Source organism: Corallococcus sp. AB038B (genome assembly GCF_003668955.1).
Classification (GTDB): Bacteria; Myxococcota; Myxococcia; order Myxococcales; family Myxococcaceae; genus Corallococcus; species Corallococcus exiguus.
In genome coordinates this window covers 1-14972 of record NZ_RAWO01000004.1, presented here as the reverse complement: position 1 = coordinate 14972, position 14972 = coordinate 1, and the positions used below count along the sequence as shown (strand labels likewise).

The window sequence follows — 14972 nt, the reverse complement described above, 5'->3', positions numbered from 1 at the left end:
CTCCTTGGAGCGCTCCGCCGCCCCGAACATTCACCCGGGGGCCCGTCTTCCAGTCCAGCCGCGAAGACCGTCAGGGCGCCGCGGTTGGCGTCTCGTCAGGCGCCGGAGGCGGCGGCTCGCGCTGCGCGAGCGCCCAGTCCCCGCCCAGGCCATGGCCCTCGCGGAAGCGGCGGAAGTCGCGGCGCACGGCCCGGGGGTAGCGGCGGAACTTCTCGAGCTCCCCGGCCTTCATGGCATCCCGGATGCGCGTGGGGCCCGCGTTGTAGGCCATCAGCGCCAGGTCCAGGTCGCCGCCGAAGCGGCCCTGGAGGTTGCGCAGGTAGCGGATGCCCAGGCGCACGCAGACGGCGGGATCGGCCACCACCTCCTCGCGCGACAGCCTCAGGCCTTCCTTCTCCGCCAGGAAGTGCAGCGTGCTGGGCTTGATCTGCATCAGGCCCCGAGCGCCCTTCTCGGAGACGGACTCCTCCTCGAAGTCGGACTCCACGTCGATGAGGGCCAGCACCAGCAGCGGATCATACCCCGTGCGGCGCGACTCCTCGTCGATGGCCTGCCCCAGCCGCCGGCGCAGCGTGAGACCCAGGTCCGGGGCGCGCTTGGCCAGCACGGCGTCGATGAGGGCCGCCTCCTCGGAGACGGACTCCAGCGCCACCATCTCGGGGACCACGGGTTGGGAGGCAGGCTCCTCCAGGAGGGGCACCACCCGAGCGGACACCACGAGCGCCACGCCCGCGAGCAGCGGGAGCCGGGAGCACCCGCTGCTCAGGGCATGCAGCCCCGCGAAGAACCGCGTTCCCAACGACCTGCCGCCCGAGGCGGCGGGTCCACTCACTTGCGGTGCTCCAGGGCCTGGATGCGTTCGTTCAGACGCTCCAGGCGGGCACCGAATGCCTGCAACTCCTCGCGGCGCGGCAGCTTCAGGAGGATCAGGGCCGTGCGGACCCGCTCCTCCACGTTGTGCTCCAGGTCCTTGCGGTGCCCCGTCAGCCGGTCCGCGAACTCACGGGCCTGACGCTTCACCTCGTCCTGGCTCCAGCCCGCGACGGACGCCACGCGCTGCACGGCGCGGGAAGCCTCCTCCTCCGCCGTGTTCACCGCCAGGAGCGCCTGGCTCCAGATCCGTTCGAATGCCTCCGCCACGGAGGTCTTCTCTCGGGGGGCCTCGGTGTTGGTGTCCATGAAGTCTCTCCGGGAGTTACCCCGGGCTCCTTCCGCGGAAGGATCCCTGGGCATTCAAAGGGGTTTGCGACCTAAGCACACCCCATGGGTGATGAAAACGCTGCTCAGGCCCGCGGAGAAGACGCCGCGCCGCCCGAATTCTTGGTCGTCCGGTGGGCACGACGGGTGGGCTTCAGGAGCACATCCAGCTTCTTCGACAGGCGGTTCAGCTCTCGGGTGATCTGCTGCACCTGGGACTGGCTGGCAACTCCCACCGCCTCCACGACCTTCGTCTGGAGCCCGTCCAACCGCTTGCGCAGCTCCCCGCTCGCGGCGTCCACCTTCTTGCTCAACTCCTGCACGCGAGGGTCGGCACGCAGCTCACCGGCCTGAACCTTCGTCCACAGGGTCTGGACCTCCTTCGCCGCCACCTGGCCTCGCGTCTCCAGCGAACGGAAGGCCTTGTTCGCCTCCCCTTCCAGGCCCTGGAACCGCTTCTGCGCCTCGGTGAACCGCCCCTTCAGGTAGGCCTCCACGTTCTGCTTCACGCCCGTCTTCTCGTCAGCCTTCGCACTCGTCGTCGCCATGTCGCGCTCCCCCCCGGTGTTCCGGGTCTCACAACGTGATGCGTCAAAATAACGCACCGCGACATACTGTCAAGCGAACAGGCAGCGGAGTGTGCAAAACGAGAAAGCCGCCGCCCCGGTATGACACCAGGACGGCGGCTGACTCACGAAGCGTCAGGGATGCTTCTTACGGAAGCACTAGGCGACGTCGGTGGACCGGGTGTCCGGCCGCGACGGAGGAGGAGCCAGCGGGCCGGTGTCGCCGTGGGTGGCGGCCAGGGCGGCCTCCATCTCGTTGACCTCGTCCGTGGGGCTCTCCACCTCGATGTCGAGGTGCTTGTAGTTCGGCAGGCCCGTGCCAGCGGGGATGAGCCGGCCCATGATGACGTTCTCCTTGAGGCCGCGCAGGTAGTCCACCTTGCCGTTGATGGCGGCCTCGGTGAGCACCTTCGTGGTCTCCTGGAACGACGCCGAGGAGATGAACGACTCGGTGGAGAGCGACGCCTTGGTGATGCCGAGCAGCAGGGGCTCGCCCACGGCCGGGCGCTTCCCTTCGGACATGACCTTCTCGTTCTCCTCCTCGAACACCCACTTCTCGACCTGCTCGTCGACCAGGAAGTTGGTGTCGCCCACGTCGGTGACGCGCACCCGGCGCAGCATCTGCCGGACGATCGTCTCGATGTGCTTGTCGTTGATCTTCACGCCCTGCAGTCGGTAGACCTCCTGCACTTCGTCCACCAGGTAGCGCGCGAGTTCCTTCTCGCCCAGCACCTTGAGGATGTCGTGCGGGTTGGCCGCGCCGTCCATCATCGCCTCGCCGGCCTTCACGCGGTCGCCGGAGTGGACGTTGATGCTCTTGCCCTTGGAGATCAGGTACTCCTTGGCCAGGTCCGCGCGCTGCTCGCCGCCCACCTCGGGGGTGATGATGAGCTTGCGCTTGCCCTTGGTGTCCTTGCCGAAGGACACCACGCCGTCGATCTCCGCGATCGCCGCCGCGTCCTTGGGCTTGCGCGCCTCGAAGAGCTCGGCCACGCGGGGCAGACCGCCCGTGATGTCCTTGGTCTTCGTGGTCTCGCGCGGCACCTTGGCGATGACTTCACCCGCGGAGATCTCATCCTGGTCGTTGACCGTGATGATCGCGCCCTGGGGCAGGAAGTAGCTCGCCTGGTTGCGGGAGGACGGCAGGTCCTTCACGTTGCCGGCCGCGTCGCGGATGGTGACGCGCGGACGCGCCTCCGGGTCCTTGGACTCGATGACCGTCTTGCGCGACAGGCCCGTCACCTCGTCGAGCGTCTCGGACATCGTCACGCCTTCGATGATGTCCTCGTAGCGCACGACACCGCCCACTTCCGTGAGCAGCGGGATGGCGAACGGGTCCCACTCGGCCACCAGCACGCCCGGCTCCAGCTTCTGGCCTTCCTTCACCATGATGCGGGCGCCGTAGATGATCTGGTAGCGCTCGCGCTCGCGGCCCGACTCGTCAACGACGACGATCTCGCCGTTGCGGTTCATGGCCACCAGCGTGCCGTCCGCCTTCTGCACCGTGTTCAGGCCCGCGAACTTCACGGAACCCGCGTAGCGGTTCTCCAGGCTGGACTGCTCCGCGCGACGGGTCGCCGCACCACCGATGTGGAAGGTGCGCATCGTGAGCTGCGTACCCGGCTCACCGATGGACTGCGCCGCGATGACGCCCACGGCCTCGCCCACGGACACCTTGCGGCCACGCGCCAGGTCACGGCCGTAGCACTCCACGCAGATGCCGCGCTTGGCCTGGCACGTGAGCACCGAGCGGATCTTCACCTTGTCCAGACCGCTGTTCTCGATGCGGCGGACGCGCTCCTCGTCGATCTCCTCGTTGGCGCGCACCAGCACCTCGCCCGTCACCGGGTCGAGGATGTCGTCCAGGGCCACGCGGCCCAGGATGCGCTCACCCAGCGGCTCGATGATCTCGCCGCCCTCGACCAGGGCGCCGATGAACAGACCGTCCATGGTGCCGCAGTCGTACTCGTTGATGATGGCGTCCTGCGCCACGTCCACGAGACGGCGGGTGAGGTAACCAGAGTTGGCCGTCTTCAGCGCCGTGTCCGCCAGACCCTTACGGGCGCCGTGCGTGGAGATGAAGTACTGGAGCACGGAGAGGCCTTCACGGAAGTTGGCCGTGATGGGCGTCTCGATGATTTCGCCGGAGGGCTTCGCCATCAGGCCACGCATACCCGCCAGCTGGCGGATCTGCTGGGCGCTGCCGCGGGCACCGGAGTCGGCCATGATGTAGATGGGGTTGAACGACGGCTGCTTGCGCGTGATGCGCTTGCCGTCCACGTCCCCGGAAGCCTCGTCCTGGGAGATCTGCTGCATCATCTCCTGGGCGACCTTCTCGGTGATCTCCGCCCAGATATCGATGACCTTGTTGTAGCGCTCACCGTCGGTGATGAGGCCTTCCAGGTACTGGTTCTCGATCTCCGCCACTTCCTTGCGCGCGTAGTCCAGGAACTCCTGCTTCTTCGCAGGGATGATCATGTCCTTGAGCGCGATGGAGATACCGGCGCGGGTCGCGTGGAAGTAGCCCGCGCTGCGGATGCGGTCCGCCAGCAGCACCGTCTCCTTCTCACCCGTGAGGCGGTAGCAGAGGTCGATGAGGTTACCGAGCGACTTCTTGTCGAGCACCTTGTTGATGGCGTCGAAGCCCACGCGGCGCGGAACGACTTCCCACAGCAGCACGCGGCCGACAGTGGTCTCCTTGCGCTTGCCGTCGATGCGGCACACCACCTTGGCCTGCAGGTGGACCTCACCGTGGTCGTACGCGGCGCGCACCTCGTCCGGCGACGCGAACACGCGGCCTTCGCCGTTGGCGAACTCGCGGGCGCGGGTCATGTAATAGATGCCAAGCACCATGTCCTGCGTCGGGACGATGATGGGCTTGCCGTTCGCGGGGCTGAGGATGTTGTTCGTCGACATCATCAGGACGCGCGCTTCCATCTGAGCCTCGATGGACAGCGGCACGTGCACGGCCATCTGGTCGCCGTCGAAGTCCGCGTTGAACGCGGCGCACACCAGCGGGTGCAGCTGGATGGCCTTGCCTTCGATGAGCACGGGCTCGAAGGCCTGCATGCCCAGGCGGTGCAGCGTGGGGGCGCGGTTGAGGAGCACCGGGTGCTCGCGGATCACGTCCTCGAGGATGTCCCAGACCTCCGGACGCTCCTTCTCCACCATCTTCTTCGCCGACTTGATGGTGGTGACGTAGCCCTTCTCTTCGAGCTTGTTGTAGATGAACGGCTTGAAGAGCTCGAGCGCCATGATCTTCGGCAGGCCGCACTGGTGCAGGCGCAGCTCGGGACCGACGACGATGACGGAGCGGCCCGAGTAGTCCACGCGCTTGCCGAGCAGGTTCTGACGGAACCGGCCCTGCTTGCCCTTGAGCATGTCGGACAGCGACTTCAGCGGCCGCTTGTTCGGGCCGGTGATGGTCTTGCCGCGGCGGCCGTTGTCGAACAGCGCGTCCACGGCCTCCTGGAGCATCCGCTTCTCGTTGCGGATGATGATGTCCGGCGCGTTCAGTTCCTGGAGCCGCTTGAGGCGGTTGTTCCGGTTGATGACGCGGCGGTACAGGTCGTTGAGATCGGAGGTCGCGAAGCGGCCGCCGTCCAGGGGCACCAGCGGACGCAGGTCGGGCGGGATGACCGGGATGACGTCCAGCATCATCCACTCCGGCTTGTTGCCGGAGACGCGGAACGCTTCCGCCACCTTCAGGCGCTTGGCGTACTTCTTCCGCTTCGCCTCGCTGGTGGTCTCGCGCATGTCCTTGCGCAGTTCCTCGGACAGCTTCTCCACGTCCAGGGACTTGAGCATCTCGCGGACGGCCTCGCCGCCCATGCCCGCGGAGAACGAGTCCTCACCGTGCTCCTGGAAGAGCCGGTGCATCTTCTCCTCGGAGATCAGCTCGCCCTTCTGGAGCGGCGTCGCCTTGGGGTCGATGACCATGTAGCTCTCGCAGTACAGCACCTTCTCCATCTCCTTGAGGGTGATGTCGAGCAGGTTGCCGATGCGGCTGGGCAGCGACTTGAGGAACCAGATGTGGGCCACGGGCGTGGCCAGCGTGATGTGTCCCAGGCGCTCACGGCGCACCTTGGACTGAATCACCTCCACGCCGCACTTCTCGCACACGACGCCACGGTGCTTCATGCGCTTGTACTTGCCGCAGTTGCACTCGTAGTCCTTCACCGGCCCGAAGATGCGAGCGCAGAACAGGCCGTCCCGCTCCGGCTTGAAGGTGCGGTAGTTGATCGTCTCCGGCTTCTTCACCTCGCCGTGCGACCACTGACGGATCTTGTCGGGCGACGCCAGCGCGATGCGGATGGCGTTGAACGACAGCGGGTCCTTCGGCTTCTCGAAGAAGTTGAAAATGTCCTTCACGTTGCCTCCGAAAACTTATGAGCGCTCAAGGCGCCAAACGTTTCGGGCCCCCGCCCTGCGCCCGGCCAGCCGCTCCCTCCACGAGGAAGCAGCCAGCCGGTCAGGCGGGCGCGCCGGCTTCTTTGAAAAGGCCTAGGCCTCGGTCCCGGACTTCCGGTCCTCGCCGTCGCCGCCACCCAGGAAGTCACCGCCGAAGCTGCGCTGCCGCTCCGGGGGCGCGCTCTCCAGCAGCTCCACGTCCAGGGCCAGCGACTGGAGCTCCTTGAGGAGCACGTTGAACGACTCGGGCAGGCCGGACTCCAGGACGTTGTCGCCCTTGACGATCGCCTCGTACATGCGCGTGCGGCCCACCACGTCGTCCGACTTGACCGTGAGGAACTCCTGCAGCGTGTACGCCGCGCCGTAGGCCTCCATCGCCCAGACTTCCATCTCGCCCAGACGCTGACCGCCGAACTGGGCCTTGCCGCCCAGGGGCTGCTGCGTGACGAGCGAGTAGGGCCCGATGGAACGGGCGTGGATCTTCTCGTCCACCAGGTGGTGCAGCTTGAGCATGTACATCACGCCCACGGTGACGTTCTGGTCGAACGGCTCACCCGTGCGGCCGTCGAAGAGCACCATCTGGCCGGAGCGCGGCAGCCGGCCCTCGTCGAAGAGGGCGTGCAGCTCCGTCTCGCGAGCGCCGTCGAACACCGGCGTCGCCACGTGGATGCCCTTCTTCAGGCGGCGGCAGAGGTCCTGGACCTCCTGGTCGGACAGCCCGTCCACGAAGTCGCCGAAGGCCTTGTCGTCGTAGACGGTCTTCAGCTGCTTCTTGAGCTGCTCGCCACTGAAGTTCTCTTCGATGTAGCGCTGCAGCTGCTCGCCCACGCCCTTCGCGGCCCAGCCCAGGTGGACCTCGAGGATCTGCCCGATGTTCATGCGGCTGGGAACGCCGAGCGGGTTGAGGACGATGTCCACCGGACGGCCATCCTCCAGGTACGGCATGTCCTCCTCGGGGAGGACGCGGGACACGACGCCCTTGTTGCCGTGGCGGCCGGCCATCTTGTCGCCCACCGCCAGCTTGCGCTTGATGGCGACGTACACCTTCACCATCTTGATGACGCCCGGGGGGAGCTCGTCGCCCTTCTTGATGCGGGCGATCTTCTCGCCGAAGGCCAGCTTCACGGCCTCCTTCGTCTCCTCCAGGCTGCGCAGGATGTCGCGCAGGCGCGCGTCCAGCGGGTCGCCCACGGAGATCTCGCCCCAGTACTTGTACGGCACCGTGGCCAGCAGCTCGTCGTTGAGGATGTCCCCCTTCTTCAGGAGGATCTTCCCCTTGTCGTCCACGAGCTTGCCCTGGACCTCCTTGCCGCGGACCAGCCCGCGGAGGCGGCTGTACGCGGAGTCCTGGAGGACCTTGATCTCGTCGTTCTGGTCCTTGAGGAGCTTCGCCTCCTCCATGGACTCGATCTGCTTGGCGCGCTCGTCCTTCTCCACGCCCTTGCGGCTGAACACCTTGGCGTTGATGACGGTGCCGACAACGCCCGGGGGCACACGCAGCGAGCTGTCGCGCACGTCGCCGGCCTTCTCACCGAAGATGGCGCGCAGCAGCTTCTCTTCGGGGGAGAGCTGGGTCTCGCCCTTCGGAGTGATCTTGCCCACCAGCACGTCGCCGGGCTTCACCTCGGCGCCGATGCGGATGATGCCGCTCTCGTCCAGGTCCTTGAGGGCTTCCTCACCCACGTTCGGGATGTCGCGGGTGATCTCCTCCTTACCCAGCTTGGTGTCGCGCGCGATGCATTCGAACTCCTCGATGTGGATGGACGTGAAGACGTCCTCCTTGAGGATGCGCTCGCTGAGCAGGATGGAGTCTTCGAAGTTGTAGCCCTGCCACGGCATGAACGCGACGACGATGTTCTGTCCCAGCGCCAGCTCACCGGTCTCGGTGGCCGGGCCGTCCGCGATCACGTCGCCCTTCTTCACCCGGTCACCCTTGCGGATGATGGGCTTCTGGTTGAGGCACGTGTTCTGGTTGGAGCGCTGGTACTTGAGCAGATTGTAGATGTCCACTTCGCTGGACACGTCGCTCAGGGCCGCGTTGGAGTCCGCCTTCACCACGATGCGGCCGGCGTCCACCGACTCCACGACGCCGTCACGGCGGGCCACGCACGTCACGCCCGAGTCGCGCGCGACGATGGCCTCGATGCCCGTACCCACGAGCGGCGCGGACGTGCGCAGCAGCGGCACGGCCTGGCGCTGCATGTTGGAGCCCATGAGCGCGCGGTTCGCGTCGTCGTTCTCCAGGAACGGGATGAGGGAGGCGGCCACCGACACCAGCTGGTTCGGGGACACGTCCATCAGGTCCACGTCCTCGGCCTTGACCTGGACGAACTCGCCGCTGCGGCGGCTCTGCACCAGCTCGTTGACGAACTTGCCCTTCTTGTCCGTCTCCGCGTTCGCCTGGGCGATGGTGTGCTTCTCCTCTTCGAGCGCCGAGTAGAAGGCCACGTCCCCCGTCACGCTGCCCGCGTCCACCTTGCGGTACGGCGTCTCCACGAAGCCGAACTCGTTGACGCGCGCGTAGGTCGACAGCGACGCGATGAGGCCGATGTTCGGGCCTTCCGGCGTCTCGATGGGGCAGATGCGGCCGTAGTGCGTCGGGTGCACGTCGCGGACTTCGAAGCCCGCGCGCTCACGCGTGAGTCCGCCAGGCCCAAGGGCCGACAGACGGCGCTTGTGCGTGACTTCCGAGAGCGGGTTCGTCTGGTCCATGAACTGCGACAGCTGGCTGGACCCGAAGAACTCCTTGATCACCGCCGTCACCGGCTTGGCGTTGATCAGGTCGTGCGGCATGAGCGTCTCGATCTCCTGGAGGCTCATGCGCTCCTTGATCGCGCGCTCCATGCGGACGAGGCCGATGCGGTACTGGTTCTCCAGGAGCTCGCCCACCGCGCGGACGCGACGGTTGCCCAGGTGGTCGATGTCGTCGATCGTCCCCTTGCCGTTCTTCAGGTCGATCAGGTAGCGGATGACCTCCAGGATGTCGCGCTTGGTCAGGATCTGACCGTCGAGGGGCTCCTCGAGGCTGAACTTGAAGTTCAGCTTGAGGCGGCCGACCTTGGACAGGTCGTAGCGCTCCGGGTTGAAGAACAGGTTGCTGAACAGGTTCGTCGCCGTCTCCGGCGTCGGGGGATCGCCCGGGCGCAGACGCCGGTAGATCTCCATGATCGCCTGCTCGGGCGACTCGATCTTGTCCAGCATCAACGTCTCACGCAGGTACGGACCCACGTTGAGGTTGTCGATGAAGAGGACCTTGAACTCCTTGATTTCGCGCTTGAGGAGCTCGTCCACCTTCTCCTGCGAGACCTCCTCGTTGCACTCGAGGATGACCTCACCGGTGTTCTCGTCCACCACGTCGTAGGCGGACACCTTGGTGAAGAGCTCGTCCGCGTCGATGGGCAGCTTGGTCATCTTCGCCGCCTCAAGCTTCTTGATGGCGGCGCGCGTGAACTTGCGGTTCTTCTTGACGATCAGCTCACCGGACTTGGTCTTGATATCGCGCGTGGCGCGCTGACCCGGCAGGAGCTCCAGCTCGACGGACTTCTCGAAGTCCGCGGCGCTCTGCAGGTAGATGGTCTCGGTGGCGTAGTAGTAGTTGAGGATCTCCTCGGTCGAACCCTTGAAATCGAGCGGGTTCTTCTTCGCCGTGTCACCGACGGCGCCCAGGGCGCGGATGAGCACGGTGGCCGGCAGCTTGCGGCGCCGGTCGATGCGCACGTACAGCAGGTCCTTGTGGTCGAACTCGAAGTCGATCCACGAGCCGCGGTACGGGATGATGCGGGCGTTGTAGAGCAGCTTGCCCGACGAGTGGCTCTTGCCCTTGTCGTGGTCGAAGAACGCACCCGGGCTGCGGTGCAGCTGGCTCACCACGACACGCTCGGTGCCGTTGATGATGAACGTACCGTTCTGGGTCATCAGCGGGATTTCGCCGAAATAGACCTCTTGCTCCTTCACGTCGCGGATGGACTGGGCGCCGGTCTCCTCGTCCTTGTCCCAGACGACCAGGCGCACGACGACCTTGATAGGCGCCGAGTAGGTCATTCCACGCTGGTGGCACTCATCGACGTCGTACTTCGGCTTCTCCAGGTGATAGCTGACAAACTCCAGCGAGGAGGTCTCGTTGAAGTCCCGGATCGGGAAGACGGACTTGAAGACACCCTGAAGGCCAAGATCCTCACGCTTCTCCGGGGCGATGTCGGCCTGGAGGAACTTCTCGTAGGATTGCTTCTGGATGTTGATGAGATTGGGAATGTCGATGATCTTCGCGATTTTGGCGAAGGTCTTCCGCACGCGGAAATTGTTCTGGATCTGCGTCGGCATTCGGTCTCCGGGGACGGCTGCTCGGGCGGGGCAAACTTCAGTAACGCGCGGCGGCGCCGGGAAATTTGGCAAATGTCAAATGGGCAAAGCCGGCGCCCCAGCATAGGGAGCGCCGGCCTGCTCATCCGATCAGGCGGCTACCCGGGATTTCCCGGAAGAACAGGGTAGCCCCTGCACAGAACTACTTGATCTCGACGGTGGCGCCAGCGGCGACGAGCTGGTCCTTGATCTTCTTGGCGTCGTCCTTGTTGACGCTTTCCTTGACCGTCTTGGGCGCGCCCTCGACCAGGTCCTTGGCCTCCTTCAGGCCCAGGCCGGTGATGGCGCGGATCTCCTTGATGACGTTGATCTTATTGGCGCCGGCGTTCGCCAGCACCACGTTGAACTCCGTCTTCTCCTCAACAGGAGCGGCGGCGGCGGCGGGGCCCGCGGAGGCAACGGCCACGGCGGCGGCGGAAACGCCCCACTTGTTCTCCAGCAGCTTCACGAGCTCGCCCGCCTCGAGGACGGTGAGCTTCGAGAGTTCTTCAGCAATCGCGTTCAAATCGGCCATGGAACTGTTCCTTCTGGTTGACTAACGGCCGGCGACCCATTTGGGCGGCTCGGCCGAAGAGGTTGCGGTAGAAAAACTTCTCGGGACGATTACTGACCCTGCGCCTTGTCCGCGTGCGCTTGGATGACGCGCGCGAGCTGCGACCCGGGGGCCGCGATGGTCCGGACCAGCTTGCCTGCAGGCTGGTTGAGCATGCCGAGCAATATCCCGCGCAGCTCATTGAGGCCCGGCAGCTTCGCCAGTGCCTTCACGCCGTTGGCGTCGACCTTCTTACCGGCGACGACGGCGCTACGAACCTTGATGGTCTCCATGTCCTTGATGAAATCCATCAGGATCTTCGCAGGAGCCACCTCGTCGTCGTAGCTGATGCACAGCGCCACGGGACCAGTGAAGTCATCAGAAATCGCGGAGACGGTCGTACCCTGAGCGGCACGGCGCGCCAGCGTGTTCTTGATGACCTTGTACTCGACCTTGCCCTCGCGGAACTTGCGACGCAGCTTGGTGACGGTCTCGACGTTCACCTTGGAGGACTCCACGAGCACCGCGGTCTTGGTCCGCGCAAACTTCTCGTGAAGGTCCTTGATCATCTCTTCCTTCTCGCTCTTCAGCACCTTGACTCACCTCCTTCATGGCCCGACCTGACGGTCGGGCGTGATGCCTGGGCCAAAGTGGCAGAGCGAGAGAGGAGCCTCCGAGAGGCACCACACCGCACCTCCAGTCTCGGCAGGGCTGACCTTGCGGTCGTTTGAACCAGGAGCGGATGGACGGCCCGACCGGTTGCCCGGTTCCCAACGGACGCGTCTTCTCCAATCCAGGTCCCTGCTGTCATGAACCAGGTCGGAACGCCGCGTCTCTCGACATGGCGCCCCAATTGCAAAAGCCGGGGGCCTATACCCCCGGCTTTCGCAAAGATCCAGCACTTTCTAACGGACCGACGTTCGCGGGCGACGGGATTGACGCTCCCCGTCAGGGAGCGCACCCTTCCCTGCCCGTCCTGGCACCCGCGATTAGCGGTGACGCGCCAGGATTTCCGTGGTGTCGAGCTTGATGCCCGGCCCCATGGTCGTCGAGATGGCGATGCCCTGCAGGTACACGCCCTTGGCGGTGGCCGGCTTGAGCTTCATCACCAGGTCCACCAGCGCGTTGAAGTTCGCCTCGAGCTTGTCCGCGGGGAAGGAGGCCTTGCCCATCTTCGCGTGGACGATGCCCGCCTTCTCAGCGCGGAAGTCGACCTTACCGCCCTTGGAGTCGCGGATGGCCTTGGCGACGTCCATGGTCACCGTGCCGACCTTCGGGTTCGGCATGAGGCCACGGGGACCGAGCACCTTACCGAGGCGGCCGACGATGCCCATCATGTCCGGCGTCGCGATGACGGTGTCGAAGTCGAGGAAGCCCTCCTCGATGCGCTTCTGGAGGTCCTCGGCGCCGACGATGTCCGCGCCGGCGTTGGTGGCCTCGGTGGCGCGCTCGCCCTTGGCGAACACGGCCACGCGCACGGTGGCGCCGGTACCGTGCGGGAGCACCACGGCGCCACGGACCATCTGATCCGCGTGCTTCGGGTCCACGCCCAGGTTGATGGCGACATCGACCGTCTGGTCGTACTTCGTCGCGCGGGTATCCACCGTCTTCTTCAGCAGCGCGAAGCCCTCGGCGACGGCGTAGCGCTTGTTGCGGTCCACCAGCTCGTTGGACGCGCGGAACTTCTTTCCATTGGTAGCCATGGCAGGAATCCTTGAGATGTAGGGCGGGCTAGCCGACGACGTCGATGCCCATGGAGCGCGCGGTGCCAGCAATGGTGTTCATGCAGGCTTCGATGGACGCGGCGGTGGTGTCCTGGATCTTCTTGTTGGCGATCTCCTCGAGCTGCTTACGGGTGATCTGCCCCACCTTCTCCTTGCCCGGCTTCTTCGCGCCCGAACCCTTCTTCTTCTCCGTGTGGAGACCCGCGGCCTTCTTGATGAGGATGGCGGCGGGAGGGGTCTTCAGGATGAAGGTGAAGGAGCGGTCCTGATACACGGTGATGATCACCGGGATGATCAGACCCTCCTTGGCCTCCGCCTGCGTCTTGGCGTTGAACTGCTTGCAGAACTCCATGATGTTCACGCCCTGCTGACCGAGCGCGGGACCAATCGGCGGGGCGGGGTTCGCCTTGCCGGCGGGGATCTGCAACTTGACCTGACCTGTGACCTTCTTCATCGGCGGACTGCTGCCTTTCGAGAGGGTGGTTCCAACGGGCCGCCAGACGGGGCGACCCTCCCACCCGTTGATCCGCGCCCGTCACCCGGGCGCGGAAGACTTGTGAAACTAGCCGGTGGTCTTCTCCACCTGCATGAAGTCGAGCTCCACGGGGGTCGCACGGCCGAAGATGCTGACGAGCACGCGCACGCGGCCCTTCTCCGGGTTGACCTCTTCCACGGTGCCATTGAAGTTGGCGAACGGGCCGTCGATGACGCGCACCGTATCGCTGGTCTCGAACTGGACCTTGGGCTTGGCCTTGTGGGCGCCCTCGGTGACCTGCACGGTGAGGCGCTCGACCTCGCGGTCCGACATGGGCCGGGGCTGCTCGTTCTGGCCGACGCCCGGGAACCCCGTCACCTTGGAGGTGTTCTTCACCAGGTGGACGGTGGTGTCGCTGAGCTCCATCTGGACGAAGATGTAGCCCGGAAACAGCTTGCGGCGGGTGGTCTTCTTCTCGCCGTTCACCATCTCCACGACCTGCTCCATGGGGATGAGGATCTCACCAATCAGATCCTGGTCCTGCAGGCCCTTGAGACGCACCTGCTCTTCCAGGTTCTTCTTCGCCTGGTTCTCGTAGTTCGAGTAGGTCTGGACCGTGAACCATTTCTTCGCCATTACAGCTTCCCCCACAGGGCAGGCAGCCACTCCACCATCAAGTTGTAGGCGACGGTGTCGATGCAGAAGAGCAGAACGGCCGCCACCAGCGAGGCGACGACCACGGCCATGGTCGAAGCGCGGGTCTCCGACCAGGTAGGCCAGGTGACCTTCATCAACTCGGACGCCACGTCGATGGAGAGGGTGTGCGTGCGAGGGTGGAAGTAGGCCGCCAGCACCAGGGCGAGAGCGACCACGTAGCCCGCCAGCGTCGACACACGCCAGCCGAGGCCTTCGAAGAGCTCCACGTCGCTCCAGCCGAACCGGCTCCAGAGCAACCCGAAGACGTGCTCCAGGAAGAGGGCCAGGACGATGCCGGTGACGAGATAGAAGATGACCACGAGCCGCTTGGGGTCGATGCCCGAGCGGTTAGCCTGCTGGCTGGCCTCAGATGCCGTCGCCATGGTGCCTCACGAGGGAGTGCGGAAGCGGGACTGCGAAAAGGCAGGGACCCCCGGCACCGCTCGGTACCGGGGGTCCCTGTACTGAAGCTGGCAGGCCAGGAGGGATTCGAACCCCCAACACGCGGATTTGGAGACCGCTGCTCTACCGTTGGAGCTACTGGCCTAAACCTTCATGAAACCGACGACCTAGACCTTGCCTTCCTTGTGGTCCGTGTGCTTGCGGCAGCGAGGGCAAAACTTGCTCAGCTCAAGCTTGTCCTGGCTCTTCCGCTTGTTCTTCGTGGTCGTGTAGTTCCGCTCTTTGCACGTGGTGCACTCGAGCGAGATGATGGAGCGATTACCCTTAGGCATGGTTCATTTCACCAGATGCGAGAAGGGAAGGCTACAAAAGCAGCCCTCCCCTCCGCAACTCAGTGCCCGTGAAAGCCGGTCGGCGGGAAGCCGACTAGGCGATGATCTCCGCAACGACGCCGGCGCCCACCGTACGGCCACCCTCGCGGACGGCGAACCGGAGCTCCTTCTCCATCGCGACCGGGGTGATGAGCTCCACCTCGATGGCGATGTTGTCGCCCGGCATGACCATCTCGACGTTGTCCGGCAGCTTCACCGTGCCCGTCACGTCCGTGGTGC

General features: G+C 65.3%; 12 protein-coding genes, 1 tRNA gene and 1 pseudogene. All 14 read right to left on the bottom strand.

Annotation, left to right across the window (positions count from 1 at the left end; all coding sequences use genetic code 11):
- Positions 1-70 precede the first annotated feature (70 nt).
- The gene (locus D7Y04_RS19320; protein ID WP_120596205.1) at positions 71-832 is read right to left on the bottom strand and encodes a lytic transglycosylase domain-containing protein; all 762 of its coding nucleotides are present in this window, start codon (positions 830-832) and stop codon (positions 71-73) included.
- Positions 829-1179 (bottom strand): phasin family protein, encoded by a 351-nt coding sequence (locus tag D7Y04_RS19315; protein WP_120596206.1) that lies wholly within the window; start codon positions 1177-1179, stop codon positions 829-831. The genes D7Y04_RS19320 and D7Y04_RS19315 overlap by 4 nt, the downstream gene beginning before the upstream one ends.
- 104 nt (positions 1180-1283) lie before the next feature.
- Complete coding sequence (locus D7Y04_RS19310) at positions 1284-1745, bottom strand: hypothetical protein (protein ID WP_121760276.1); 462 nt, start codon at positions 1743-1745, stop codon at positions 1284-1286.
- Between the two features lie 177 nt (positions 1746-1922).
- Positions 1923-6134, bottom strand: coding sequence for a DNA-directed RNA polymerase subunit beta' (gene rpoC, locus D7Y04_RS19305; RefSeq protein WP_120596208.1), 4212 nt, complete (start codon positions 6132-6134; stop codon positions 1923-1925).
- A gap of 132 nt (positions 6135-6266) precedes the next feature.
- On the bottom strand, positions 6267-10493 hold the full coding sequence (rpoB, locus tag D7Y04_RS19300; RefSeq protein WP_120577863.1) for a DNA-directed RNA polymerase subunit beta: 4227 nt from the start codon (positions 10491-10493) through the stop codon (positions 6267-6269).
- A 181-nt stretch (positions 10494-10674) separates the two neighbouring features.
- Positions 10675-11046 carry a 50S ribosomal protein L7/L12 gene (gene rplL / locus D7Y04_RS19295; protein ID WP_120568129.1) on the bottom strand — a complete coding sequence of 124 codons (372 nt, stop codon included), beginning with the start codon at positions 11044-11046 and terminating at the stop codon, positions 10675-10677.
- An 89-nt stretch (positions 11047-11135) separates the two neighbouring features.
- Complete coding sequence (gene rplJ / locus D7Y04_RS19290; protein ID WP_121760275.1) at positions 11136-11657, bottom strand: 50S ribosomal protein L10; 522 nt, start codon at positions 11655-11657, stop codon at positions 11136-11138.
- Between the two features lie 396 nt (positions 11658-12053).
- Complete coding sequence (rplA, locus tag D7Y04_RS19285) at positions 12054-12767, bottom strand: 50S ribosomal protein L1 (RefSeq protein WP_120577860.1); 714 nt, start codon at positions 12765-12767, stop codon at positions 12054-12056.
- Positions 12768-12795: 28 nt separating this feature from the next.
- Positions 12796-13242, bottom strand: a complete 447-nt coding sequence (gene rplK / locus D7Y04_RS19280) for a 50S ribosomal protein L11 (protein WP_120596209.1) — start codon at positions 13240-13242, stop codon at positions 12796-12798.
- A 108-nt stretch (positions 13243-13350) separates the two neighbouring features.
- Positions 13351-13899, bottom strand: a complete 549-nt coding sequence (nusG, locus tag D7Y04_RS19275; protein WP_120596210.1) for a transcription termination/antitermination protein NusG — start codon at positions 13897-13899, stop codon at positions 13351-13353.
- The gene (gene secE, locus D7Y04_RS19270; protein WP_120596211.1) at positions 13899-14342 is read right to left on the bottom strand and encodes a preprotein translocase subunit SecE; all 444 of its coding nucleotides are present in this window, start codon (positions 14340-14342) and stop codon (positions 13899-13901) included. Before secE ends, nusG begins: the two co-directional genes overlap by 1 nt.
- Before the next feature lie 88 nt (positions 14343-14430).
- Positions 14431-14506: transfer RNA gene (locus tag D7Y04_RS19265), tRNA-Trp, on the bottom strand.
- A 22-nt stretch (positions 14507-14528) separates the two neighbouring features.
- The gene (gene rpmG, locus D7Y04_RS19260; protein ID WP_002617522.1) at positions 14529-14693 is read right to left on the bottom strand and encodes a 50S ribosomal protein L33; all 165 of its coding nucleotides are present in this window, start codon (positions 14691-14693) and stop codon (positions 14529-14531) included.
- 94 nt (positions 14694-14787) lie between these two features.
- A pseudogene (gene tuf / locus D7Y04_RS19255) lies at positions 14788-14972 on the bottom strand (elongation factor Tu); the annotation flags it as partial.